We start from the raw sequence: 26,195 nt of genomic DNA on the forward strand, positions 1-26,195 counted from the left end.
CCAATCGCTAAGAGTCGAGGAGTTTATGAGACTCCAATTTGAGTTCCCTTAAATACTCTAAACACTTTAAAGTACGGGAACCATACCAGCTCAAATTCTGACCATCTACACGCAAAAATTGTCCATTTTTTAACTTATAGGCTTGCCGAAACTCTTCAATATGTCTTTTTTTAAAGGGATAAGGTTCAGAACTAAACAGATAAAACTGTGTTGTTTTTAGCTGCGCCGTTTTTTCTGATAGAACTGGATAACGCAAATTCATGTCTTCCTCAGTGATGATACTATTTTTAAAGCCAGCCAAATTCAACATTTGCGATATATAAGTTTTATCGCCAGCTACCATCCAAGGATCTCGCCAAATAAAATACATAAAAGAAAATTGTGGAGATTTGATAGATTTAAATTTATTTAATTGATTCTCAACATTTTCTTGCCAAACACGTACCCATTCCTGACATGAAAATATTTCTCCAAGTTGATTAACCATTTGAATGACGTCATTAATATTTTTGGGAAAGGAATCAATGATCATCGTTGATGATTTATCGATCCTCTCCTTAAGCAGTTTCCGTATTTCTGGGGTGTTTTCTTCTTTATTTACAATTATATGGGTGGGCTTTAAAAAAATTATTTTTTCAATATCAGGATCTTTTGTACCACCAACAGTCAGTGCACTTTTACGCAAAATTTTAGGAGAAACGCAGTAATTTGTGCACCCTTTAATATTATTTTGCAAACCAAAATCACATATAGTTTCTGTTAAACTCGGTACCAAAGAAACAATACGAATATTTTGGTTCATAAGCACACACCAATTATTCTTTAACTTTTATTTTTCTCATACTTGTCTTCTTCTTTTCTCTGCTATTTAAAAATCTTTCAAGAGAATGCAATGAAGAATAACCTGCTAAACTCGCTACTTTTTCATTTTCAATACCCTTTGCAAGCCAACGCAAAATAGCATGATTTCGCAAACTTTCAGAGTTGTAAGGCACTCCTAAGATTTCTGTGCAAACTTCATATATGACAAACTTGATTCCATGTCTGTGCAGAAAATTTGTTCTTGTTTTGCGACTGACATTAAGATAACCAAAAAACAATTTATCATCAAGCTCCGTTGTCAACCCCATTTGCTCACGGGCTTCTTTTAGCATGTTCAAAGCGTTTGCAATTTCAAGATTATAGGGAACAAGTCTTTCATTATTTCCAGTAACTTTTAAACAACCTGCGATAGATGCTTCTGAAGTGGGTTCTTCCAATTCAGGCCAAACATCCCCCCATGCCAAATTGGCAGCTTCCGAAGCTTTAAGGCCACATTCACCTAAAATAAGAATTAGTGTCCAATCACGAATTGCCTTTTCATCTCTGCTATACGCTAATTGTTTTAGTGTTCGATTCAGATTTAAATATTTCTCATGTGGAACAGTGAGTAAAATAGAAACGGGCTGTTTAGGAGATTTGGTTTCTAAAAAAGGAGAACTCTGAATTATTTTTTCTGAAACGAGGAAGTGGATAAAAGTACGGACACTCATTTGTGCCCTTCGAACACTGGATTGAGAATTTCTCCCATTTTCTTTTAAAAAATGGAGCCAATTCTCTTGCGCTGGAAAAGAATAATTATCTGGACTCGTTTGCTTTTCTAGTAGGAACTCGCAAAAAAGCGATAAATCATTGCGATAGGCACTTATCGTATTTGACGACTTCCCGTTTTTTTTAAGCTGGTTTAAAAAACGGATCAGCAAAGAAGAAAGCTTTGAAAATGCGAAAGGCTCTTGATTATAGAACTCTTTTTTAACAATTTCGGTCACTGCAGACTGATGGTTGATAAAATTTCCATCCATGAAAATCTCCCCAAAAAAACTCGTTTTAGTGAAGGAAAGCATTCCTATGAAGAGCGCTTAAAATACGGTATGTAAAATCTATTCGTTTCGATTTTGACTCTCAATAACTACTACATAAAAAAAATTAATAAAACAATATTAACATATTATATTTATGATTTTATAAAAATTACTTTATTAACAGATACTTATATAAATTTATTTTGTCATTGGTAATCTTATCCTCCCCAAAGAGTGAATTGCTTTAAGTCTAATTTTTGTTAACTTATTGAATTATTTGGGAGTCATATGTCCCCCCTAACAAGGCGATAGTATTTTTCAAATATAAACATTTTCGCAAAGAATTATCGAAAGCTATAGATAGAATAATCTGCAAAAATATTTTGCTTTTTTATACTCCGAAATTAATTATGGTGAGCAATTTCAGCGATATAATCAAAGCTTTACGTTTTGATAAAAATAATCTAATTTTGCCTAAAGAGTTCTTTTTTCTCTCTTTTGATTTTTTAAAAATAGATTTTTAATTTATCAAAATGCAATAGATTTACGATTTTATTGCTCTAACTAAAGTCTTATAAAAAAAAGACATTTTATACTAAACAACTTGAACTCAACTAAGGAAAAGTGCTTAATGGAAAATTGGTAGGGGGGGGTACATTCATAATTGAATCTGAATACATTCAAATTCAATTATTTTAGTAATTTTCATTTTCATAATATTTGTAAAACAATATTAATTCTTTTGATTGCGTGAAAAGGAATAGTGATGTCCGATATAAAAAGAATATTAGCACAATCAGCTGGATTAAGAGCATATTCAATTAGAGTCGGAATCTTAAACAAGACCAAAAGATATTTTTCTTTAAAATATAACATTCTATCGAATTCAATCAAACAATACGAAGAAAGCCCAATTATTCGCTCAAAAATTACCGGCAGAAAAATATATGAAGCATTTCTTTCTGAGGGAGTAAAAATCTCTGAAAATTGGTTTTTTGAAGGATTAGGTACTTTTCCAATCAGCGAAGAAATTTGTGCAAAATTATTTTATGAATTTGAAGATCAAGAGTCGAAAGCTTATACTGATATTCTTTTATTCAAAGCACGTTATCGTGACGCAGAAATTATAACGATCGAAGATAAGGCAAATTATCCATATTATAATTATGGAGATTACGTGGGTTTCATTTGGAAAAAACTAAATAAAATTGATAGCATCAATAAAACTGTATGCGCTGTTGAAGTAAATGATGAAATTATTATCCGCGTTTGCACTAAAATATCGAACACAAAAGTTCGGATAGAAGGAAATAATTTTCAAATTAAACTCATCACGATAGATAAAATAGCACCGATCATTTTTCATCGTCCAGGAAAGAGATACCGACTCATAAACACAGATTTCAAGCACAGTTAATTTTTAATACTCTTGTACCATCTCAAGAAGAATATCATTACCAAGTTTCTCTTGTAAAACTATCTTCATTCTTTCGACTTGAGAAACATCTCTAAAAAAGTAGGGAACAATTGTTCGTTGCTTGTTAGAAAATAATTTATGCTTTTCTCCACCCAAGAAAAAAGGTGCTATGAAAACATGAAGTACATCATACATTTTTTCTTGTAAAAAGACACTTAAAAGACGAGGTCCTCCTTCAATCAAAATGCTTTGCAATGGACGGCCAAAAAATTCATCAATCTCTTTGCCTTTTAGACTTTCAACAATGATACCTGTCACTTTATTTTCAGATTTATCCTTCAATTTTTGTAAAAGAAAATTTTTATTATTTTTTAATGACTGAAACCATTTGCTATTTTTTTCTTGCTCATCAAGCAAAATCCTAGAATTGATTAGGATAATTTGTTTTGTTCCCATTTTAAAAGATTTTTCATTCAATTTTTCTTGCTCTTGTTCTGTACAACGGAAAATTTTGCCAAAAGGATCATAAATAATCTTAAGTGGATTTCTTTTGTACTGATTTTGAATTTCTCTCACATCTAATGAAGGGAAATCATTTAAAAGAGTTCCGACTCCAATTAAAATGGCATCGTATTTTTGTCTTAACCAATGCGTATATTTTCTAGATTGAATGCCAGATATCCACTGCCACCCATCATGATCGTCAGCAAAACATCCATCTAAACTTTGCGCCCATTTTAAAGCGATAAATGGGCGTTTATTGAGCTGCTGGATAAAAAAGGGAGAAAGCCAAGCTTGTACCTCTGTTTTTAAAACTCCTACTTTGCATTCGATTCCCATTTCTTTTAATTGCTGAATCCCCTTTCCACTCACAATGGGGTTGGGATCTTCGGTGGCAATAATGACTTTAGCTATTCCTTTATTGCGAAATAGTTCAACGCAAGGAGGCTGCTTACCCACATGAGTGCAGGGTTCTAATGTAACATAGACGGTTGTCCCTGCGAGTTCCCCCTCTTTCAAGCATTCAAAAGCCACTCTTTCAGCATGTTTTCCGCCCCAAATCTCAGTACAACCACTTGATATTATATTATTATTAGAAACAACCACGCAGCCCACTGAAGGGTTTGGATTCGCCGCACAGCCATTTTCCATACTTTTGCTCAGCGCTTGCGTCATCCAATACTCGTCGGAGTTTTCTAAAAAAACCGTTTCTCTTGATAAATTTTCTTCAGGATAAAGCCTTTGCAAATGCCCACCAAATGAAAATCCAGGCTTCAGTGATAAAGACATTTTTCATTGCCTTTCTAAATTAAGAGTGATAGCAAGAGTGTTCTGATTATTCATTTTAGGAATAAATCGGTTTTGCGCCCCAATCGCATGGAGGACCAAAACTTGTTTTTTCCTGTATTTTAAATCACTTGGGATATTTCCCAGAAAGGATTTTTCCATGCAAATCACTACAGAACAACGCGCAGAAATCATTGCAAAGTTTCGCACACACGAATCTGACACTGGTTCTCCAGAAGTGCAAGTTGCACTTTTAACTGCTCGTATCAACCAACTGACTGAGCACTTCCGCAAACACGCAAAAGACTTTGCGGGTCGCCGTGGACTTCTTGCACTTGTAAGCCAACGCCGTAGCTTACTTGATTATGTTAAACGCAAAGAAGAAGCACGTTACCAAAAAATTATTGCTGCTCTTAACCTCCGCCGCTAATAAAAAATAGATTTTATTTCTATAGATTTTAATGCTGGATTCTTACAGAATTCAGCCTTTTTTTATCTGAAATAAAATTATAATATTAAGTAAAAAAATGATATTTAATATCCACTCTTTTTATGAGAGCGATTTTTAAAAGATGTAAAAAGCACCCGCGAGTAGTTCATTTGCACTGGAAGCAAATGTTATGTTTCTTTCTCCATATAAAGTATTTTTATTATAATAAGTATACTTTAAGAACATCCCAACATCATATTGAGAAGTTACTTCAGTCAGAACGCTTCCACCAAGATCGACTTGACTCGAATTAAAACCAAGCACAAGCTGGGGTTTAATAGAGAAAGCTTTTAGAAAGCCTTTTTGATTTTTGACCTTATATATAACTTCAGGCGAAATTTGCTTATATTCTTCACCCTTAAATATTTGTTCATAAGAAAGTCCCAACTTAATATTCTCATTCACATCATAATGCAGAATAGCTTCTGTTGATAATCCTTTAGCATTTAAATAAGTATAAAAGTCAGGCAAACTAAAACCTGCAATTGTAAGAGGTTTGATGAGCTGAGTGCCATTTGCCAAGTAATCGATATTTCCCCAAACCAATGAGAAAAAAGTACCACTGGCGAGAGCACTAAACAGATAATAATTTTTAAAGTCAGTCCGAGTTATCTGTTTACCAAGAGCAGAATAATTTTGTTCCAGAAGATAAGGATCTCCTGAACGTGAGTCTAAACCTGAATAAGCATAAGGACTTAATTTCGCAAGTAAATAGTAGGAAAGATCGGGTACCGATCCCCCTCTCTCATGGATACGTTCGGACATAAGCTTACTGAGAAGAATTTCGTTATTCATACCACCAGCAGTTATAACAGTATCTACTTCACGATTTTGCGTAATATAAATATTTGTATATCCATTGGCTGACGTAGAAGCATTATCTACTGGAGCTCCAAGTCGATCGAAAACCATTTGAAAAAATGAAGTCGTAGTTGTTGAAGAGTCATTTGGTCTATATGTAATATCATTAAAACCATTATAACGAAAACGGGTGGCATGACCATATTCGTGGAAGGATGTATTGAGAACACCACTCACATAAATTGGCAAAATATTCCCACCAATGAGCCATGAAACAAAGCGAGAAAATCCTGAGCCGTCCACAGAAAGCTTTTGAAAACCCCAATTGTAAGTTTCATAAACACTCAAAGGAAAGTAAGCCATACCTTCGTTTGAGTTGGTCGCATTTTCAAAATAACCCGTTGATAAATAAATGCGATTTTCTGGGCTGTGCCACTCTTGAGATTGAGCATAGCTACCAGCTGAGAGAAAAGTTGAGAGCAAAACACTCAGAGCAATTTTTTTTGCAAAAGACATATAGAACCTTTATGATTGCGAGAGAATTCGAACTAAGCAAGAAAACAAACTATTTATATAAATTGCAGAAATCATAAAATCGATCAATCTATTTCAAAAATAAAATAGTTTTTAAAAATATTTGTTAAAAGTTCAAAAATATGTATCGTACACTCAGATAAACCACACTGTTTTAGAGGTACGCATGGAAAACTCACAATCAAATAGAAAATTAGGTCTATGTCTCATAATTTTAGCATTTTCAATTTGGGGATTGATTCCACTCTATTTCAAAACATTAATTGAGGTTAGTCCACTCGAAATTCTTGCCCACAGAGCAGTTTGGTCTTTATTTTTTCTGATTGGAATATTATTGATACAAAAACAATTTATGCAAATATTTGAATGCTTAAAAAATAAAAAATATAGATATTATTTAATATTAACAGCAATTCTGATTTCTTCAAATTGGCTTATTTATATTTGGGCAATACTGCATAACTATCTCATGGAAGCCAGTCTCGGATATTTTTTAACTCCGTTGCTAAATATATTGCTTGGAGTTCTTTTTTTAAAAGAAAATTTAAATTTCATGCAAAAAATTTCTCTAAGTATAACAATTGTAGCCCTTTTCGTGCAGTTTTCCTCTGCCCAATTTTTTGGTGTCGGCCCTTGGATCAGTATGAGCTTGGCATTAACTTTTGGTATTTACAGTCTGATTAGAAAAAAAATTGAAGTCAATTCTGAAATTGGTTTGAGTATAGAAACTTTATATTTATTTCCATTTGCATTTGGCTATTTAGTATATATTTACTTAAACCAAAATATGGTTTTTTTGAGCTCTGTAAATACAAGTTTGATACTTATATTTAGCGGCGTTGTAACAGCATTGCCACTGCTTCTCTTTGTTGCTGGTAGCAAATATTTACCGCTCTCGAGTGTTGGATTTTTTCAATATATTTCCCCAACCAGTCAACTCTTAATTGCAATATTTGTATACAATGAAAAAGCAAGTGTAGAAAAAATTATTAGCTTTTCGCTCGTTTGGTTCGCTCTTTCGCTCTATATTATTCATAATGTTTATCAAATCTATTTTAACAAAAAAATTCAAATAAAGTCATAAAATATCCATGAATTTCACTTGCGTTAAGACATACCAACTCTTCTCAGCAAAACCATATCCATAAATAAGGGATGGAAATATTTGAAAACCTTTTATATCGACAGTCAAACCAGAACCTATCCCAACACTGGTGATAGAATTAACTGTACTAAAGTCTGGCGTATCAGACACTCCGCCTTCTTTTAAGGCAATAAATCCTCGCCAATTATTTATATAAGCCATTAGAAATTTCGATTCGAAGTTATTGTTGAGAGGGAAATCATAAGTTAACGTACCTGAGTAACTCCAATATCCTGCCCTTAAATCTAACAAAGAACCACTGCCAAAGAGAGGAAAACTAATATAACTGAGTGAAACATTTTCGCCTAAAATATAACCTTGAAAAGGTGAATAAACTTCATTTAAATTAAATGTATTATTCCCTTGGGTCGTTGAAAGTGAAGCGAGAATTGAAATATTTTGATTGTATAAAGAAACGGACGTCCCCAGGGAGGCATTGACATTAAAATAATCTAAATCACCGACACTTTCTCCCGCTGAATCCTGCGCGCCCCCTATGCTATTAAATTTACCAAAACCAAGTTTGAGATTTGAGTTCCAAATCAACCATTGCCCATGAGGTTTTTCAACTTTCTCTAAATAAAATCCTGCTTTAAATAAGTTTACAGAAAGAGTTGTTGTAGCTGAAATAAGATTTGTCGTTTGCGCCCCTACGGTAGTTGGAGCCACTCTCAATGCACTGTATGGTTTTATATTTGAAAACATGAGAGCATTTTGCCACGTAATTGTGGGCGGAAGAAATTTAAAGGCAAAATTAAACAACAAACCATTTTGTTGTAGATAATTAAAGTAACGAGTTTCCGTAGCTGGCTGACCTACCTTATTGTTTTTGAGATCATAATATCCATTAAAAAGAGGACTGGAAAAAAGGGAAAGCGAAAATGCATCGAATATTCTATTATTTATATATGTCACTGCTCCACTGGGGGCATCAATAAAGAAATTATATCCACCAAATACTTGTATACGGTAACGTTCCATTTCATCGATAAATGGAACTGCTACGAGCCCAACACTTGGGCCTCCCACGAAGTCAGGTTGAATATATGGATATGCAAATAAAAAATTGTTCCGATAAGAAGCACTTTCTTTTGTATAGTTTGTTTGTTCTTTTGGGTTGCTCAGATCAATTCGTGCAATACTTTCATTATTTTTATTAATGTAACCGTCATATAAATGCACATCCTCCCCTAGCAGACTGTATTTTTTCTGATCGTATATCGCTTGAAAGGGAGGAATATATTTTTTAAACTGATAATGACTTGCAAATGGTGAATTTGACAATAATTCACTTTGCCAAGCAGTGTATTCTGTTTTTAATTTTTTCAAATCTATTTTACTAAAATGATATTTCTGGTCTTTATAAATCCATGCACCGAGATATTCATTATTATCTTCATTCCAGGGAATCAAACCTTGTACCCACTCAGAAAATGCTGCAATCGTAGTTATTTTTTGTCCTGGACTGAGTTCGATTAAACTCAGCACTCTATTCCAATCTACCAGCAAGCGATAGTTACCATTTTTTAAAACATAACCTTCTTTTATAAAGAATTTATTGTCACTTAATATTTCAGTCTCAGAGAGATTTTCACATAGTTTCTGCAAAGATGTTTTATTACTATCTTTATTTAAAATATAAATAAGGCATTTTTTCTCATTATTTTCTTTTAAATTTGAAGACAAAAAACGAGCATAATTGGGAAAATTAAATTTCTTAATAAATTTTAATTCATCGTTTAAAGCATTGTAAAAATAAATGGATTGATTGCCATTTAAACTTGCACTGAAATAAAACTCACCGTTGCCAAAACTTTTAATTTCATCGATCACAAAAGGATTTTCTTGGGTGGAAAATTCTCGAATGACTTCACTTTCAATACTTTCATCTTTTATTTGCGCAATATCTCCTTTGAATTTAATAATGCGCAGTTTATGTCCAAAAGATCCATTCGGAAAATCTTTCTGCTCAGCAGTTAATAAAATACCATCTTTACCTTCACTGAGTGCAAATAAAATTGAACCAGAAACGCTTAATGGCAGTCTTAATGATTTCTGAATATTAAAATCATAGACTTGCAAAGAGCTATTTTTTGGCGATTTTTCTGCCGTTAAGTTCGAAAAAATCATTTTATTATTAAGCACAGTTGCTGGAAAATAAAAATTTTCATCGGTGGAAAGAAAGGAAGAGTTTATCAGCGAAGGCATTTTTTCAAGATAATTTTCCCATTCTTTTTTTTGCTCAGCTTTAAAATCTTCATATAAAATTTCGCTATTTTTACCTAAAGTCTTATACAACCATAAGTCGGTTGCATCGTAAAAAGGAGGTATAATTGTTTCTCTAGAAATTTCTGCATGAATTTTATATAAATCTTTTTCTGTTACTTTTTCGAATATCCAACGCAAAAAACGTCCTGACGCCACATAACCGCGTAAATTTGTATCACCATCGGCATTGTAAAGAGCGTGCATGCTCTCCCAGGTAGGCCAATTGTTTTGCAACGCCATACTGCGGGAAATGGCATCGGTTTCTGTGCTACCAACACTTTCGGTTAAATGCTCTGCCAATCCCTCAATCCACCAAGTTGGAAACATGGCAAGACTGAAAACCCGAGCGAGTGGGCCAATATTAAAATCGTTGTGTTCATACATAAGTCTATGCACGAGTTCATGTTGAAAGAAAGCGGCGCTGCGCGCATGGATCATCTGCGCTTCAATGCTCATTGTGACAGGATTGGCGAAGCCCGCTCCCTCTAAACGTCCACCTAACACAACAGGTATTTTATCAAATTCTGAAATTAAGAAGCGATCTTTTTGTGAATTTAACAATGGCATAGCATCACTTTGTATTCTTACACCAAGCAAAAGCGCCAAATACGGGTAAGAATATTGCAAAGATTTTAGGCTATATTCCCCCATGTATTTAGCATTTTCATCGTAATAAATAGAAAAGAGATTATTTTCGAGTCGATTCCACTGTACGTCGTGCATATTTCCTGAGTCAGATTTTAAAAAACTCGTTGGAACAGAATAAGAATTAACAGAAAAAAAGGAAATAAATATAGAGAAAATTAAAAAAAAAGAGTTATTTTTCATATTTTTTTCAATCGTATTGTTGCGCTATTAATTGTGCTTGTTTGAGATCGTCCTCGGTATCAATGCCAAATGGCTCAGTCAGAGCTTCGCTTACGAGTATTTTCCAGCCAGCTTCCAAGGCACGAAGTTGCTCAAGACTTTCATGTTGTTCTAGTGATGAGTGCACAAGTGTCATATAATCACACAATGCTTGATAGCGAAAAGAATAAACCCCCACATGGTGTAAAAAAGAAATCTCTTGCTGAACATTTTGTGCTTTTTCAAGCCAATCTATCCCTGATGCACCTAAAATATCTTTGGGATAGGGAATAGGCGCGCGGGAAAAATAAAGTGCATTTTGCTTATTATCACAGATCACTTTAACAATGGAGCTTTCAAAAAACATTTTGGAATTTGTCCGACGAAAAGCTAAAGTACCCAGCGGAATTTCTTGTTGATTTAACATTTTTTCAACCAGATTATAAACATCTTCAAGGGAAAAGAAGGGTTCGTCCCCTTGTATGTTTAAAACAATATCTTGATTCTTAATTGGTAATTTTTTTTGTACTTCTTTAAGAGCTGAAAAAACTCTTTCGGTGCCATTTTTTAAATTGCTATCCGTCATAACAGTCATTGCATTTAATTTATGCACTTCAGCAAAAATTTCGTCGTGGTCGGTCGCAACGACCAAATTAACATTTTTTACATTTTTATTTTCGCTCAAAAGCTTTGCCAAACGTTGCGCCCGCTCCGTCACACGGGAAATCATTGTACGCTTGCCAATATTTAACAAAGGTTTTCCCGGAAGGCGGGTTGAAGCAAAACGAGCAGGAATGACAATAAAAACATTAATTTTGTCCGTTAAATCTATCATCACTTTCCTTTCTAAGATAAGAATTCCATGAATCTGCAATAAAATATGGTATTTTGCAAGTATATAAATGAAAAAAATTCATTCACAGCGAAGAGCACCATAACATTATTTTTATTTAAATTTTAGGCATAGAGTGATGCTTATTTTTTTACGAACATATTTACCTAAGACTCCCATCTAAAAATAACAAACAAATGTATCTATAAAATTCTGTTTTTTTTAACTATTTTCAATAAACAGCATATTAGGACAAGTGTGAGGATTTCTGCCTAGACTCTAGTTTTCTAGATAAATAAAAATTTCATCCACTTCAATATTTATTTATTCTACAAATAACTATTTTAAATATTATTAAACCTGACTTCAATAATATCCCCTAAAAATTAATTATTTATTTAAAACTTTATTAAACTTAAAATAACTATTCCAAATATAAATTTCAACTTAAATTATTATTAAAAAAAAAATTCCACTTAATCATTAATTTAATAATAATTTATTAAAAATAGCCTAGACATTTTATTCAATAAAAGTATATTAGTATTAGGGCCCTATCATAGTATCTGAATGTATGAATAATAATTTAAAATTTTCTCTATAAAAGGAATTTAAGTGAAAAAAATAATATTATCGATAGCTTTTTTGTCTATTACATGCACATCTTATTCTAATGAAAAAAACCCTGAAAACAATGTCAATTTTAATAGATTATATGTCTTGGGAGATAGCCTTTCAGATACAGGAGCATCCACTGGCGCAATAACAAAATATATACGTAATTGTAATGATGATAACTTAAAAAGTTTAAATCCTTTTATTTTGAATATGCTAAATTTAGGATTTCTAATAGATATCTGTTCTAAACTTCCTGAGAAAATTTCTTTTCATTCTCCTGCATATTTAGGGAGATCCTTTACTAACGGGAAGGTTGCCGCAGAAATTTTGGCTGAAAAAATGCAATTGGATCTCTCACCTGCATGGAGAGTGAATGATTTATCACTCTTTGGTTATGTAAATTTCAAAGGTAGTACACAATTAGGTACCAACTATGCTGTATCTGGGGCGAAAGCAGCCATTGGGAATGATATGGCTGATATTCTTTTAATGAACAACTTCACTTTAAATCAGCAAGTGAGTGCTTTATTAGCAGGAAAAGGTGATCATGATATGAGAAATGATTTATTTCTCATTATGATAGGCGCAAATGATATTATTTCTGCAACAATTAATTCTAATAATTTAATAATAGACAATGCAGTTATTGAAATCGAAAAATCGTTGCTATCACTTTACAACGAAGGCGCTAGAAACTTTATTATTACGAATGTTCCAAATATTGCTTCACTTCCTTTAATTAAATCCGATTTAAAGCATAGAGCTGAACAACTATCAATTGATTTTAATTATAAATTAAATGCAAAAATCACCGATTTTAAAATAAATTATGGTAATTCAAATATTATTTATATTGATTTATATAAATTATTTGATGATTTAAAACAAGAATTTTTTCAAAGCGACATGGATTTCTCAACCCATTGTACAACAAATATTTCAGAAAGTATGATTACCAATATCGATTTTTCTTTATTACTTAGTATTATGAATAATGGAAAACTACCCTTTGAATATATAAATGGCTGTTCTGCTCAAACGATTAACAATCACTTCTTTTTTGATTCTGTTCATCCTTCAAGTTGGGGACACGAAAAGCTTGGAAATAAAATGTATGAATTATTATTAGAAAACAGAACCAAAGAATAGTTTTAGAAAAATGAGAGAAAATGATGCTTATTTTTTAAAAGAACGCAACATTTCTGGATCGTTGAGAACTTTAAGGTAAATAGCATTATATATAAAGAATGCTTTGATAGACATCATATAAGATTTTTTCAAATCATTCTAGGAGCAGGATTTGTACTAAATAAATTCTTCGCCAAGCTAATTTATAATAACAAGCAGATAAATCATAGTTCCTCAATTTATTCTTTAATGTAAAATAGATAGAGATATGCCATGCAAGAGATTTTTCTGTTTGATAATTAAGCAATTAGATGAATAAAAATCTTCAATTGCAATTTATAAAGCAAATAATTATTAATTAAAATTGATAAATTTAATATTTATAACAATAAAAATAATAACTTATATTACAATAATCATCTTAAATTATTCAAAAAAACTTTACCTTTAGCTTATATTTTATCAAAAATAGTATAGACATTTTTATTAAACAAGTATTATAGAATTTAGCTCCTATCATAGCAACTGATAGATCGAATGATAATTTAAAATTTATTTTTTAAAAGGAATTTAAGTGAAAAAAATAATTACTGCGATAGTTTTTTTGTCAATTACATGCACATCATACTCCAATGGAAAAAACTCTGAAAACAATATTAATTTTGAAAGATTATATGTCTTGGGAGATAGCCTATCTGATACTGGAGCAGCCACTGGAGCAATCACAAAATATTTAAATAATTGTAATGATGATAACTTAAGAAATTTAAATCCTTTTTTCTTACCTTTTTTAAGTTTAGACCCTACAATCTCAAGTTTATTAAATTCAGGTTTTCTATCGAATACTTGCTCTAACCTTCCTAAAGAAATTTCTTTTGATACTCCTGCCTATATGACTAGATCCTTTACGAACGGGAAGGTTGCCGCAGAAATTTTGGCTGAAAAAATGAGTTTGGAATTAACTCCTGCATGGAAAGTAAATGATTTGTCACTCTTTGGATTTGTAAATTTCAAGGGAAGTTCACAAATAGGAACTAATTATGCATTCTCTGGGGCGAAAGCAGCTATTGGGAAAGATTTGGTTGATACGCTTTTATTGAATAAATTCGCTTTAAATCAACAGCTGAGTGCATTATTAGCTGAAAAAGGTGATCGTGATTTGGGAAATGATTTGTTTCTCATAATGATAGGTGCAAATGATATTATTTCTGCTACATTTAATTCTGATAATTTAATAATAGATAGTGCTGTTTTAGAGATTGAAAAATCTTTGCTATCGCTATACAATGGCGGAGCAAGAAACTTTATTATTTCTAATGTTCCAAATATTGCATTACTTCCTTTAATTAACCCCAATTTAAAACCTATTGCGGAATATTATTCAAAAGATTTTAATTTTAAATTAAATGCAAAAATTACAGATTTTAAAGTAAATTATGGCGATGCAAATATTACCTATATTGATTTATATCAAGTATTTGATGATTTAAAAAAAGAATCTTCTAAGAAAGGTATGAATTTCTTATCTCCTTGTACAACAAATATTTCAGATTCTATGATTAACAGTGTTGATTTTTCTGTATTACTTAATACTATTAGATCTGGAAAATTGCCCTTTGTTTATATTAATGGATGTTCTGCTCAAACGATTAACAATCATTTCTTTTTTGATTCTGTTCATCCTACAAGTTGGGGGCAGGAAAAACTTGGAAATAAAATGTATGAATTATTATTAGAAAACAGTACAAAAAAAAATTGATTAAGAAAACTGAGAGCAAACGTCACTGATATCAATATATAGAGCTTCACGAAATCGACCATTTTGCTTGAATGAACTGCTCCAACCAAATTACTGTGTAATTATGGATGGAGTTTCGTGATTCAGAACGCCTGACAGCGTTCCTGTACACAGAGCCGGTCCCCGGCATCTTGTTTCAATTTTTTCGTCTATTTTTAAAGAACCAAGCTCAAATTTAAGCATAACAAGTGCACTATTTACATCACGAGATATTGAAAATCCACAATGACATTTGTGGATTCGTTGCGATAAATTTTTTTTAACAATATCTGAACATGACGCGCATCTTTGGCTTGGCTTTAACTTTTTTGTCTCTAATTCTTCTAATTCATACGCAGCTTCTTCCGCTTTCACACGAACCATTTGAAGGAATTGAGACGGAGAAGTATCTAAAATACTTTTATTTAAACCAGCCTTTCTTGCAGCACCATTTGGAAGATACGCCCCTGTAAATTCATCAATTTTTGCCTTAGGTACTTTTGTTATATTTTTAATTGCCAGTTTTTCAGTGATAATTCTTTTTGAGCTTTCCACAATTTTACAAGAAGTTTTATGCATGAAATCAAGGCATTTATTTGCTACTTTTTTATGAATACGAGAAAGGCTAATTTTGACTTTTTTTCTATTGTTTGATCTTAATTTTTTTCTTGAAAGTTTTTGTTGAACTTTTTCAATTTTTTCTGATGCTGTTCTTAAGAAACGAGGGTTTTCTACTACACTTATTTGCTGCGCTTCATTTGTTATGGTTAAAAAAGTTGTTACTCCCCAGTCAAATGCATGGATATGTTCACCAGAATTTCTTTCTGCTACACATTGATATGTTACAGAAATAATCCAGTCTTCACCTTTTTTAAGAACTTCCATTGTTTTTGGGGTTCCACCATTTCTTGACATTCCTCGAATTTGAATTTTGCCCACTCCAGAAATGCGAAAAGTACCGCCACGTGTTTTTTGTTTTCTTGTTACTTTTTTTGCTTGAAAAGTATCAAGAATCCAAATGAGAATTAGCTGACTTTTGCATTATTATCAGTATATTTTTGAATGATCAAGCAAAAATAAAGAAACTGCCGTTCCCGCCGTGATAATAACTGAGTTGTTATCCAACATGCTGTTAATAAATACTAAATAATTATCATAGTTACTATTTAGAATATCATTTTTAATTAGATTTTATTGATGGAGAGAAGAGTAAATACATCAATCATTAAAAAATAAAAATTGTTCTCATTGAACTTTATTTTCATAGATAAATCGAGTATTCAATATTCTTATGAAAGATCCCGGCACAAGATTCGCTAAAACAAATGTTGTGCTAAACTCATTAGAGTGCAAAAAGGAGACTAAAGTGCCAAGACAAATTGCCACCATAAGCACCGAAGGGATGCCTGTGTGGGATACATTTGAGGCAAGCTTTTTTTTAGGAGCAGGACTTTCAGTAGGAATTGTGCTTGGAATCCTTTTTCCTTCTCTCTGGAGAACTTTTAGAAGGCGCTTTCGCAAAAATGCATATTCAGCACCGCAGAGCGAAAAATTGGAGCAAAAGCTCGATGTCACTCTTAAAATAATGCGTGATGAGTCGGAACAAGTTGAAGCTCAATCCAGTGAAAATGAATCTAATCCATTAAATATTAATATCAGCGAGAAAATTCTCATTGCTCAGTCCTTCGTTCTTGCGCGCAATTATTTTCAAATAGGCAATGCGCGTACAGCAATTCAATTGTATATTGATATTTTAACTAATGAAAATGTATCAAAAATTGAAACCAATCGTGCCTTATTTGAACTCTCGCAAGTTTATGCATCCATAGGTCTCTACATGCGTGCCTTTGACACTGCAATAGAGCTTTTTTATAGAAAACCGAAGAACTCTGAAATACTTATCCATATATTAAATATCTGCGCAAAAGGCTACTTTCCAGAAAAATTGAATTCTGCTCTCAATATTTACAAAGGCTCACCAGATAAGGGTTTGCGTTTGTCTATTGCACATGCACTCTGTAAAATTGGTGAGATTTATTTTGAAAAAAAGAATTTGAATCAAGCTCAAGAACTTGCCCGCAGAGCCATTGGATGGGAAAGAACATCAGGGAGGGCTCTGATCCTTTTATGGCAAGCAACCAGCCAAGAACTTTGGCAACGCATCGACAATGATCCTAAATTAATGTGGACTGCACTGGCAACTGACCTCGATGCCCTTCTCCATATTTTTAAATCAACAACGGCTTCACATGTCGCATCTGCCCCATTTCTTTCAAAAATTCTTAATAAAATGAGCGCTCAGCAGGGAATAACAGAAAATTATGCCATTCTTCAAAAAGAGTTTTTACAAACCTTTAGACCAGAAAAATTTGATGAAAATATACAAAAAAGCCTTTGGGCATCTATCTTTCATGCAACTCTTTTGATACAGGAAACACCTGAGCTGAATAAAAGCAAGTTTTTATGCGATGTGGTTGCTATACTTGTTGATAACAACGAGAGCTTTGAATATATAACAACTCAAAGTAAAGCTGCGCAAATTGGCTACACTTCTCACCAATGTGAAAAATGTAATGCTTTTTTTCCAACGTTTGTCTGGAAATGCACAAATTGTGACACAGAAGAAACACTCAGACCCATGATTTATCCTGACCTAACTAGAAGTAAAGTACGGATATAACAAAACAAGTTTATTCATTTTTGGAGCACAAATATGTCCACTCGCTCTGGCACGCTGACGCGAGCAATTGCCATCGATGCCTTGACTCATGTTCTAACCCGCAACATTCACACTGACGTAGCTCTTGATAAACTCTTCGCGAGTCAACCTACATTGCGTCCCTTAGACAAAGCTTTCATTTATGAAATGGTTTTTGGCTCTTTAAGATGGCTAGCAAAAATGGATTGGATTATGTCACATATGATTGACAGACCCTTTTCAAGCCTCGATCCACGAGTAGCCAATGCCTTGCGGGTCGGCACATATCAAATCTATTACATGGACAGAGTGCCTGAGCGCGCAGCTGTTTCAGAGACTGTTGAAGCAATTAAGCAAGTTGGCGTACCCAATGCAGCTTCACTCGTCAATGCTATATTACGCCGCGTTGCGAGAAAATCTGAATATTTCCCTAAACCTGATAAAGTTAAGCAAGCAGTTGAATATTATTCTATGCATCATTCCTTTCCTGCTTGGATGGTTGAACGCTGGTATAATCAACTTTCTTTAGAAAGATTTGAGCATTTATTATCTAATAGTAATAGAATTCCAAAGAATACTTTAAAAATTATTAAAAGAAATCCTTTGCCAGAAGATGAAAAAGATCTTGCAACATATTTATTAAAAACCCATTCTATTGAAAGCACATGGCGTCCATTGCCCGGTTCACTCAGAATTGAATCTTTACCCAAGTTCGATAAATGCGAAGCCTTTAAAAGTGGTTGCTACATTGTACAAGACGAGGCTGCACAGCTTGCTGCAAGCTTAGTAGACATTTCCCCAACAGATACTTGCCTTGATGCTTGCGCAGCGCCTGGTGGGAAATCTATTTATCTATGGGACAGTGGTCTTGAACCTGAAAATTTAACCGTCTGTGATTTTGCCCAAAAAAGACTAAAAATACTACGTGAAAACTTTGAAAGAGTTAAATTAAATAATGTATGTATTTTACACGGCGATGTAGTCGAACAAGTTAAAGGGAATAAATTCAAAAAGATATTACTCGATGCACCCTGTTCCGCAATGGGTGTCATTCGTAGACATCCTGAAATCAAATGGCTCCGTTCACCCAATGATATTCAGAACTGCGCACTCGAACAATCTCGTTTGCTCAACTCTCTAGCTGAAAATGTGGAAGTAAATGGTGAATTGATTTATGTGGTCTGCAGTTTTGAAAGCGAAGAGACAACAGAGCAAATTAACAATTTCCTAAATCAACATCCTGAATTCGAGAAAATAAATCCTTACGATAGAATTCATGATTTCTATAAAAAGTATGTTACCCGCGAAGGAGAACTTCTTATTTACTCGGGTAACCCAGATGATATTGATGGTTTTTTTGCCGTTATTCTTAGAAAAACAAAATAATTAATTTCCCTCCTCATATTTTTGACATCAAATTTATTAAGAAAATTTAGAATAATATCGAAACTAAGAAAGATGTCACAGAGTGAGGAGTTCTCTTTGAAGAATTTTAAAGTTTACTTAACAATTAAAGAAGAAAAAATAAAAGAAGATCTTAAGTGCATGATTGCGAAGGATTTTAAATTAGTCACTTCTCCAAACGACTGCGACGTATTTTTAAGTGATGACCAAAAAGAAAAATCAGAAAAAGCTGTAAATATGCTCGTGGTAAATGTATCAAGAATTCCTGATTTTAAAGGTGCAAAAGATTTAGATGGTTTTCACCATTATATCATTTTTTATGAAAATGATTTTCTCGAAGAGAGAGTGCGCAAAGCACTTATTCGTCAATTTAATATTAAGCAAAGTAAAAATTTAAATGAAGCTACTGGGGTAAAGTCACTTATAAGTTTAGATCCTATTGAACATCCCAGTGGGATGAAACTGCCAATTATTAGAAATTTCACGGTAAAAAGCTCGAGAGAAAGAATTAAGTTTGCTGAAGATCTCGAAAAATTTTTTGATGAAATTGCGCCCGTGACAGGCTCAAAAAACCCTACATTATCGCAATATGCAGTTGAGATTCAAGAAGAGTTGTTAATGAATGCCATCTGGGATGCCAATCCCAAGCATGCCATGAAGCCAAGAACGACACCGGTCGATCTCGATCCAGGCGAAGAAGTTCAGCTTGAATGGGCTTTTAATGGTAAAGAATTAGCAATTTCTGTGAAAGATATTTTTGGTCGACTCAATCCAGAAATAATGGATAAATATGTTAATTTTATTTTTAAAACAGGACAAACGGGTCAACATTCTTTGAGCACGCAACAAGTGAGCGCAGGACTCGGAATGTACATGATCATTCAAAGAGCAAATTTACTTTCTGTCTATATTTGTCAAGGTAAATTGACCGATGTGGGAGTTGTCGTTCGCCTCGCTGGTAAACGCCAACCAAAAGGTCAAGCTGCAAAAGCGATCGATATTATTCAAGTTGAAGAATAAATGATATTTTCTTCTTCCTCTTTAAGGCTGATTAAAAATTTGTTAAATTGAATTTTATTTTAATTAAATCATTCAAAAATGAATTAATTAAAATTATTTATTATTGCTTTAAAAGGAGATGTCATTTGTTATTTCAAACATTAAATCAAGCAGCAAGAGACAATTTATACACGCGCTCAAAAAATAAAACCATTTCATTACCTGAAGGGCAAGATGAAAGAGTTATTAAAGCCGCCGAAATATTAAAAAAAGAATTAAATATTAAAAGTATTTTAGGAAATACGACAGAATCTGAAAAAAATAAAAACAGCACATTGATTATCATGAACAAAATGGCTGAAAAAAAAGGAAAAACACTTTCGCCTGCCATGGAAAAAATGGCTATAGACACAACCTTTGAAGGGGGAGCTCTGCTCGCTCGTGGTGAAGTCGACGCCGTTGTGTCTGGCTGCCAAAATTCTACAGCACACGTAATCCGCGCGGCTCTCAACACAGTCGGTCTCAAACAAAATACCAAGGTTATTACCAGTGCTTTTCTTTTAGCTCTGCCAAAAGCAACTCCAGGCGGAGAAAGTCTTGTTCTCTTTTCGGACTGTGGGGTGATCCCCCAACCCTCAAGCACAGAATTATCTGACATCGCATTTTTATCGCAAGAGGCTTTTGCAAATTGGTCCGGATGCACGCCGAACGTCTCATTTCTCAGTTTCTCAACCACAGGCAGTGCCGAACATCCTGACGTACAAAAAGTACGCGAGGCCTTTCAACTGTTTCATGAAAAACATCCTGATATTCTAGCCGAAGGTGAAGTACAGTTTGACACTGCGGTTGTTCCTGCAGTAGCTGCGAAAAAAAATCCGAATGGCAAAGTGCAAGGACGTACCAATGTCTTTATCTTTCCTGATTTAGATTCTGGAAATATTGGTTATAAAATCACTCAGAGAATTGGCGGAGCCGATGCTTGGGGTCCTATTTTACTTGGCTCTGCTAAACCATTTTCTGATTTATCACGCGGGGCATCTGCCGAGGACATAGTTCATGCGGCAATCTTAACCTTAGCTTTAAGCTGAATTTCTCCTTAAAACCTTTTCTTATAAAATTTTAAGCAAAAATATCCCGTCAATTCTTTGTCAGTCGGAATGTGCAAAATCAATGCTTCAAAAATATAATTTCCTTTTTACAACAAAAGGAGGTTTATATGAATAAGTTTTTATCATGTCTTGCTGCTTCTCTTTTATTCTCCGTTTCTAATTTTGCGACCGCTGAACAGTCTCCAAATTTCTTGTTAAATGAGTCATTTTTAGATGTTACAGCCCAACCAGCTGCCTTGCCCACTCATATTCTACAAAATGATGCAAGACCATTTACTGCAGGTAATAGTATAACTATAATTAATCATTCAAACCGCCGCGCATGTGTCACAGCAATAAGTGCTAATCCCGTTGTGGCAAGCGGTTGGTACGTTTTTGAAAATGGAGAAACGAAAACTTTAAATGCACTATCTTATTTTCGCGCTGAAGAGTGTGGCACAGGAGGATCGGTTTACTGGAACCCTGGTTGGGATATGCAATATTTTTGTTTAAAATATGGTCCAGCCTTTAACATATATACTCCAGGAAATGCCACAATGTGTACAAATTTAGGCGGACAAATGAAACCACATTATCGTTTGCCAGGAAATGTAACTTTAACTCTCAATTACTAAAAAAATCAGGCCTTCTATTTATGGCGAGGGTACTTTCATAACACAGCGGAATGTGTCGCGAGCTATCATCAGCTCTTCATTGGTAGGAATTACCCAAGCCTTTAACTTTGATCCTGCGGTAGAAATTTCTCCCTCTGCCCCAAAACACTTTTGTTTATTCAGATTTTCATCGATTTCGAGTCCAAGGAATTGCATATTATCACATATTCTTCTGCGAATTTCAGCTGAGTTTTCGCCAATACCACCCGTAAAGAGAATAGCATCTGCACCTCCCATTTCAGTTAAATAGGCACCTATATAATGCTTAATTCTCATCGTGAACATATTGATAGCAAGCGTAGCTCTTCTATCATGATGTTCTTTTTCCTCATCCAGCAATTCACGCATGTCGTTCGTTAAGCCTGAGATTCCTAACAGACCAGAAGCTTTATTTAAAAGAATGTCTATATCAGATAGGGAAACGCCTTCTTTGTGAGCTAAAAAATCCATAATAGAAGCATCGATATCGCCCGCTCTTGTCCCCATAACAAGGCCTGCAAGAGGAGTAAAACCCATCGAGGTGTCAAATGACTTTCCATCTTTAATGGCGCAAGCTGAACAGCCATTGCCAAGATGAACCACGATCACATTTAATTTTTCTCTCTCTAAATTTAAAATTGTGCGATAGCGATAACTCACATAACGGTGAGACATTCCATGAAAACCGTATTTACGAATGCGATAACGACGATAATATTGATAAGGCAGAGCATATAAATAATTCACTTCAGGAATTGTGGAATGAAAAGCGGTATCAAAAACCACAACATGCGGAACTTTTTCTCCAAATAAAGAGAGAGTAGCTTCTATGCCTTTTAAGTTCGCAGGGTTGTGCAAAGGGGCAAGATCAATACATTCTTCAATTTCTTTTAAAACACTTTTATTTACAATTACAGAATTGCTAAATTTTTCTCCACCATGCACAACGCGATGTCCCACTGCGTTGATATCTGCAATTGAAGAAATACCTTCAATATTTAAAGTCCCAGATGTGATTTTGCGAAAGATATAGTCAAGTGCAGCTGAGTGATCACGAATTGGCACAGCTTCTTTGATTTCAATCCCATTTGTGACGGATATTTTCGCAACGGATTGTGTGCCGATGCGATCGATCAAACCTTTTACTTTCACTTTATCTTGGGAGACATCAATAAGTGCCTGATCTGTTTCTACGATTTGAAACTTTAGGGAAGAGCTCCCACTATTAATAACTAAAATATTCATACAAAAATCCTCCCTGCATGACATATGCAGTTAACTTAGGAATGAGTCCTATTCTTAAAATGCCACAAAAATCAACCCAGAAGAATATGATTATGCCTATTCTTTAAAAAAAAGAAATTGATTAATAGAAAAAAATTAACATAAGTAGAAACATATTTTAGTAAAAAAAATTTTTTAACTTTTAAATAAGCGCAAATCAATAAATTTTTCTCGATAATAATTTATTAATAATTTTTAATTTTTTAAACCCCTTCATATTAATAGATTTTTTTAAACAGATAGAAAACCAATTTCTTTCATATCACAACTCCTTAATTTTACAAATTTGACAGAGATTTCAATATCCTATACGGTCGCAGCAGGAATACCGGTATTTCTGTTGTGCTAAATTTTAATAAAAACATTATAAATAAAATATTAAATAGATTTAATTATAGAGGTATGTATGTTCAATAAAAATAAATTGTATTTAATTCCTATTTCTCTTTTAGCGACTATGAGTCTCACTTCATATGCAAATGATGAAGAAAAAATTAAAAACTTTATAAAAGAGTTTCAAGAAAACCCAAGTGTCGTTTTAGATAAAATTCCCGAGAAAATAAAAATATCAGAAAATGTTAACAAAATTTCTCGTTTTTCTGAAAAAGAAATCACAAGCAAAGACTTCATTGAGAAAAAAGATCAAGTGCGCTCCGAAATAATATCTAAACAACTAGCAAACTCAGAGAACTCCTTAGTGATCCCTTATTCTGATTATCCTGCTTATGAAGATCCACGCAGTTTTGTAGATTATCCACAAAACTTTATTAATAACATTCATATCATCGATACAAAAAATATTACCCAAGCACAGCTTCCATTCACGCCTTGGTCTGACAGTTATTGGCCTCTCTATCAGGGTTCAATCACATATCGCTATGCAGATCCAAATGTGCCGAGATCAAGTAACATAAAAGATTTTGATAATTATGTATTAAAGCAACGCCCCGCTTCAAGCTTGATCGCAGAAAACAGGATTGATATGCTTTCGCCTGCAGAAAAATATGACTTATTGATGGGCGACAAAAACTTCTCTTTGACGAATTCTGTTCTCAGCGGAATCAGAGGAAGAAACCCTGAAGGTTGGGAAGGAATTTGTCACGGTTGGGCTCCTGTTTCTTACATGTACAAACGCCCCACCCGAAGTGTGACTGTACAAAACACTGAAGGAGTACAAATTACTTTTAGACCATCCGATATCAAAGCACTTAATTCTTTACTTTGGGCAAATTTAAATGTGAATACAAAATTCTCTGGACAAAGATGCAATGACAAAAACCCTCCAAAAGATGCCAATGGCAGAATTGTAAGTCAGGATTGTTTTGATTCAAACCCCGCTGCCTTTCACCTGGCTCTCGTAAATCAAATTGGCATAAATAAACGGAGTTTTATTTTTGATGCTTCGTTTGATTACACCGTTTGGAATCAACCTATCCTTGGCTATAAATATGTATATTATAATGTATTAACTGGCCAAGTAAGTAATAAAGCTGAAAGTGTAATGATCAAAAATACTGATTATACAACCGATGCTTTTGCTCAATATCGCTCTGGAAAATCTGCATATATTGTTGGAGTAAAAGCCTCTATCGATTATATGGTAGAAACATCTCCATCGAAGGCAAATTCTGACAGTCCAAGCCAAGATGGTATTTCACGCGTTGAATATTATTATGATTTAGAAATCACTCAAGATGGAACAATAACGGGAGGTGAGTGGTATCAAAATGCTCACCCTGACTTTATGTGGACACCTGTTGCTGGACAAGATGTAAGTTCGAGAACGGTTCCAAAAACTGGATTAAACTATGGTGCAGAATTTGCCTACCATAATTTCTGGTGGAACAACAATCCACGTTCACCAATGAAGGAATGGTTACCTTATTCCGCCAGAGCAGCTCAGGCATATTCAGTTCCACTTGAAAACGTTGTGCACAATTTAAATGCTTGGTCCGCCTACCCTGTTGTAAATAATCAAGCACCCGAAAATTGCGCACAACAACCTTGTATACCAAAAGTCTACTCTTGGTATCGTAATTAATTAAAAAGGAAATATTACTGTCATAATTTTTAAGAATTATTTTGTACAATTTTCCCTTCGACTAGCTGCGCTAGAGAAGCACTTTTTTCAGTTGCAGTGACTACAGCAGATATGAGCATGGGTCTCAGCCCATGCTTTTCTAATTCATGAATCGCACTGATGGTCGTTCCACCAGGGGTTGTGACTTGATCTCTGAGAATAGCCGGATGTAAACCGGTTTCTTGCACAAGTTTTGCGGCACCAAGAACCGTTTGGGTCGCAAGTTCGAGTGAAAGTTGACGGGACAGCCCCATTTTGACTCCTCCGTCGGACATTGCTTCGATAATCATATAAATATAGGCAGGTCCACTGCCACTGAGGCCAGTGACAGCATCGAGTTGCTCTTCTTGCACAATCCACGTTTTGCCTACAGATTCAAAAATATGTTTTGCTAGTTCAATATTTTGCATAGAAGTTTTCTTACTCCCACATAATACGCTAGCTGAGCAATCCACTGTTGAAGCAATATTTGGCATACAACGTACCACAGGGCATTCGTAGGAAAAGTATTTATGAATAAGTTGTGTTGGCACGCCTGCTAAAATTGAAATAACCAGCGGAAAAGATTCCCCGCCAAGTAATATGGGTTTCCAGCGCTCAACTGCTTCCAGAAAATTTTGTGGTTTCACACACAGAAGGATGGTATCGCCTGTCTTTAAACGTAATTTGTTATCGATTTTTTCAATATCATTATAACTAAAATATGTGATTTTTTTTAAATCGATCCCTTCAGGGGATTTCTCCAAAGGATCCAAGGGAAATTTGTCGCAGACAAAAATTTCACTGACATGCTTACGACTTTGCAAGCCTCGCACGAGAGCTTTCCCCATATTTCCAAAACCTATCACAACTATTTTACCAGAAAGGCTATTTAACACAGAAATTATCCTCCATAAGTCAAAAATCCTAAAACAGGATACTCTCAGTCAGTAAGAGGGGCAACACTTTACTGCAGCAGGAAAGCTCTATGAATTCAATTCGTGACTTGAATTTATGAAAAAGTTCA

The 26,195-nt window shown here is 34.0% G+C and carries 20 protein-coding genes; 11 read left to right on the plus strand and 9 right to left on the minus strand.

Going from position 1 to position 26,195, the window contains the following annotated elements:
- Positions 1-7: 7 nt before the first annotated feature.
- Both EZS29_RS11600 and EZS29_RS11605 read right to left on the minus strand, forming a co-directional pair.
- Positions 8-802: an ABC transporter substrate-binding protein gene (locus EZS29_RS11600; protein WP_130610735.1), complete on the minus strand. Its 795-nt coding sequence runs from the start codon at positions 800-802 to the stop codon at positions 8-10.
- A 13-nt stretch (positions 803-815) separates the two neighbouring features.
- Positions 816-1,841 (minus strand): tyrosine-type recombinase/integrase, encoded by a 1,026-nt coding sequence (locus EZS29_RS11605; RefSeq protein ID WP_172603917.1) that lies wholly within the window; start codon positions 1,839-1,841, stop codon positions 816-818.
- Positions 1,842-2,607: 766 nt separating this feature from the next.
- Between EZS29_RS11605 and EZS29_RS11610 the strand changes: the two genes are divergently transcribed.
- Entirely contained in the window at positions 2,608-3,258 is a 651-nt protein-coding gene (locus EZS29_RS11610; protein ID WP_130610741.1) for a hypothetical protein, read from the plus strand.
- Positions 3,259-3,261: 3 nt separating this feature from the next.
- On the opposite strand, the gene ribD is transcribed toward EZS29_RS11610, so the two are convergent.
- Positions 3,262-4,548, minus strand: coding sequence for a bifunctional diaminohydroxyphosphoribosylaminopyrimidine deaminase/5-amino-6-(5-phosphoribosylamino)uracil reductase RibD (gene ribD, locus EZS29_RS11615; RefSeq protein ID WP_130610744.1), 1,287 nt, complete (start codon positions 4,546-4,548; stop codon positions 3,262-3,264).
- Positions 4,549-4,705: 157 nt separating this feature from the next.
- Between ribD and rpsO the strand changes: the two genes are divergently transcribed.
- Positions 4,706-4,975, plus strand: coding sequence for a 30S ribosomal protein S15 (gene rpsO / locus EZS29_RS11620; protein ID WP_130610747.1), 270 nt, complete (start codon positions 4,706-4,708; stop codon positions 4,973-4,975).
- Between the two features lie 135 nt (positions 4,976-5,110).
- On the opposite strand, the gene EZS29_RS11625 is transcribed toward rpsO, so the two are convergent.
- Positions 5,111-6,352 carry a hypothetical protein gene (locus EZS29_RS11625; protein ID WP_130610750.1) on the minus strand — a complete coding sequence of 414 codons (1,242 nt, stop codon included), beginning with the start codon at positions 6,350-6,352 and terminating at the stop codon, positions 5,111-5,113.
- A gap of 184 nt (positions 6,353-6,536) precedes the next feature.
- Between EZS29_RS11625 and rarD the strand changes: the two genes are divergently transcribed.
- Complete coding sequence (rarD, locus tag EZS29_RS11630; protein WP_130610753.1) at positions 6,537-7,454, plus strand: EamA family transporter RarD; 918 nt, start codon at positions 6,537-6,539, stop codon at positions 7,452-7,454.
- Here rarD and EZS29_RS11635 read toward each other — a convergent pair.
- Positions 7,449-10,610 carry a hypothetical protein gene (locus EZS29_RS11635; protein WP_130610757.1) on the minus strand — a complete coding sequence of 1,054 codons (3,162 nt, stop codon included), beginning with the start codon at positions 10,608-10,610 and terminating at the stop codon, positions 7,449-7,451. The two genes, rarD and EZS29_RS11635, sit on opposite strands and share 6 nt — an antisense overlap.
- A gap of 7 nt (positions 10,611-10,617) precedes the next feature.
- Positions 10,618-11,463, minus strand: coding sequence for a 3-deoxy-manno-octulosonate cytidylyltransferase (gene kdsB / locus EZS29_RS11640; RefSeq protein WP_130610760.1), 846 nt, complete (start codon positions 11,461-11,463; stop codon positions 10,618-10,620).
- Between the two features lie 612 nt (positions 11,464-12,075).
- Between kdsB and EZS29_RS11645 the strand changes: the two genes are divergently transcribed.
- Both EZS29_RS11645 and EZS29_RS11650 read left to right on the plus strand, forming a co-directional pair.
- Entirely contained in the window at positions 12,076-13,227 is a 1,152-nt protein-coding gene (locus EZS29_RS11645) for an SGNH/GDSL hydrolase family protein (RefSeq protein ID WP_130610763.1), read from the plus strand.
- Between the two features lie 553 nt (positions 13,228-13,780).
- Positions 13,781-14,965 carry an SGNH/GDSL hydrolase family protein gene (locus EZS29_RS11650; protein ID WP_130610768.1) on the plus strand — a complete coding sequence of 395 codons (1,185 nt, stop codon included), beginning with the start codon at positions 13,781-13,783 and terminating at the stop codon, positions 14,963-14,965.
- 90 nt (positions 14,966-15,055) lie between these two features.
- On the opposite strand, the gene EZS29_RS11655 is transcribed toward EZS29_RS11650, so the two are convergent.
- The gene (locus EZS29_RS11655; RefSeq protein WP_342777863.1) at positions 15,056-16,009 is read right to left on the minus strand and encodes an RNA-guided endonuclease InsQ/TnpB family protein; all 954 of its coding nucleotides are present in this window, start codon (positions 16,007-16,009) and stop codon (positions 15,056-15,058) included.
- Positions 16,010-16,349: 340 nt separating this feature from the next.
- Between EZS29_RS11655 and EZS29_RS11660 the strand changes: the two genes are divergently transcribed.
- The 5 genes from EZS29_RS11660 (at position 16,350) to EZS29_RS11680 (ending at position 21,807) form a co-directional block, all read left to right on the plus strand.
- Entirely contained in the window at positions 16,350-17,663 is a 1,314-nt protein-coding gene (locus tag EZS29_RS11660) for a tetratricopeptide repeat protein (RefSeq protein ID WP_130610774.1), read from the plus strand.
- A 33-nt stretch (positions 17,664-17,696) separates the two neighbouring features.
- Positions 17,697-19,067: a 16S rRNA (cytosine(967)-C(5))-methyltransferase RsmB gene (gene rsmB, locus EZS29_RS11665; RefSeq protein WP_130610777.1), complete on the plus strand. Its 1,371-nt coding sequence runs from the start codon at positions 17,697-17,699 to the stop codon at positions 19,065-19,067.
- Between the two features lie 96 nt (positions 19,068-19,163).
- Positions 19,164-20,105 (plus strand): hypothetical protein, encoded by a 942-nt coding sequence (locus EZS29_RS11670; RefSeq protein WP_130610780.1) that lies wholly within the window; start codon positions 19,164-19,166, stop codon positions 20,103-20,105.
- Positions 20,106-20,230: 125 nt separating this feature from the next.
- A complete protein-coding gene (locus EZS29_RS11675) occupies positions 20,231-21,172 on the plus strand; it encodes a phosphate acyltransferase (RefSeq protein ID WP_130610783.1) in 942 nt (313 codons plus the stop codon).
- A gap of 128 nt (positions 21,173-21,300) precedes the next feature.
- Complete coding sequence (locus EZS29_RS11680; RefSeq protein ID WP_130610786.1) at positions 21,301-21,807, plus strand: hypothetical protein; 507 nt, start codon at positions 21,301-21,303, stop codon at positions 21,805-21,807.
- 18 nt (positions 21,808-21,825) lie between these two features.
- Here EZS29_RS11680 and EZS29_RS11685 read toward each other — a convergent pair whose 3' ends face one another.
- Positions 21,826-23,070, minus strand: coding sequence for an acetate kinase (locus EZS29_RS11685; RefSeq protein WP_130610789.1), 1,245 nt, complete (start codon positions 23,068-23,070; stop codon positions 21,826-21,828).
- A 445-nt stretch (positions 23,071-23,515) separates the two neighbouring features.
- Here EZS29_RS11685 and EZS29_RS11690 point away from each other — a divergent pair, with 445 nt between their 5' ends.
- The gene (locus tag EZS29_RS11690) at positions 23,516-25,150 is read left to right on the plus strand and encodes a peptidase (protein WP_130610791.1); all 1,635 of its coding nucleotides are present in this window, start codon (positions 23,516-23,518) and stop codon (positions 25,148-25,150) included.
- A 29-nt stretch (positions 25,151-25,179) separates the two neighbouring features.
- Here EZS29_RS11690 and proC read toward each other — a convergent pair whose 3' ends face one another.
- A complete protein-coding gene (gene proC, locus EZS29_RS11695) occupies positions 25,180-26,067 on the minus strand; it encodes a pyrroline-5-carboxylate reductase (RefSeq protein WP_130610794.1) in 888 nt (295 codons plus the stop codon).
- Positions 26,068-26,195: the final 128 nt, after the last annotated feature.

Source organism: Fluviispira sanaruensis, assembly GCF_004295685.1.
Lineage (GTDB): Bacteria > Bdellovibrionota_B > Oligoflexia > Silvanigrellales > Silvanigrellaceae > Silvanigrella > Silvanigrella sanaruensis.

Bases quoted from the DNA above. Each gene is read 5' to 3' on its own strand.
- EZS29_RS11600 (WP_130610735.1), bottom strand. From the start codon at position 802: ATGAACCAAAATATTCGTATTGTTTCTTTGGTACCGAGTTTAACAGAA.
- EZS29_RS11605 (WP_172603917.1), bottom strand. From the start codon at position 1,841: ATGGATGGAAATTTTATCAACCATCAGTCTGCAGTGACCGAAATTGTT.
- EZS29_RS11610 (WP_130610741.1), top strand. From the start codon at position 2,608: ATGTCCGATATAAAAAGAATATTAGCACAATCAGCTGGATTAAGAGCA.
- ribD (WP_130610744.1), bottom strand. From the start codon at position 4,548: ATGTCTTTATCACTGAAGCCTGGATTTTCATTTGGTGGGCATTTGCAA.
- rpsO (WP_130610747.1), top strand. From the start codon at position 4,706: ATGCAAATCACTACAGAACAACGCGCAGAAATCATTGCAAAGTTTCGC.
- EZS29_RS11625 (WP_130610750.1), bottom strand. From the start codon at position 6,352: ATGTCTTTTGCAAAAAAAATTGCTCTGAGTGTTTTGCTCTCAACTTTT.
- rarD (WP_130610753.1), top strand. From the start codon at position 6,537: ATGGAAAACTCACAATCAAATAGAAAATTAGGTCTATGTCTCATAATT.
- EZS29_RS11635 (WP_130610757.1), bottom strand. From the start codon at position 10,610: ATGAAAAATAACTCTTTTTTTTTAATTTTCTCTATATTTATTTCCTTT.
- kdsB (WP_130610760.1), bottom strand. From the start codon at position 11,463: ATGATAGATTTAACGGACAAAATTAATGTTTTTATTGTCATTCCTGCT.
- rsmB (WP_130610777.1), top strand. From the start codon at position 17,697: ATGTCCACTCGCTCTGGCACGCTGACGCGAGCAATTGCCATCGATGCC.
- EZS29_RS11680 (WP_130610786.1), top strand. From the start codon at position 21,301: ATGAATAAGTTTTTATCATGTCTTGCTGCTTCTCTTTTATTCTCCGTT.
- EZS29_RS11685 (WP_130610789.1), bottom strand. From the start codon at position 23,070: ATGAATATTTTAGTTATTAATAGTGGGAGCTCTTCCCTAAAGTTTCAA.
- EZS29_RS11690 (WP_130610791.1), top strand. From the start codon at position 23,516: ATGTTCAATAAAAATAAATTGTATTTAATTCCTATTTCTCTTTTAGCG.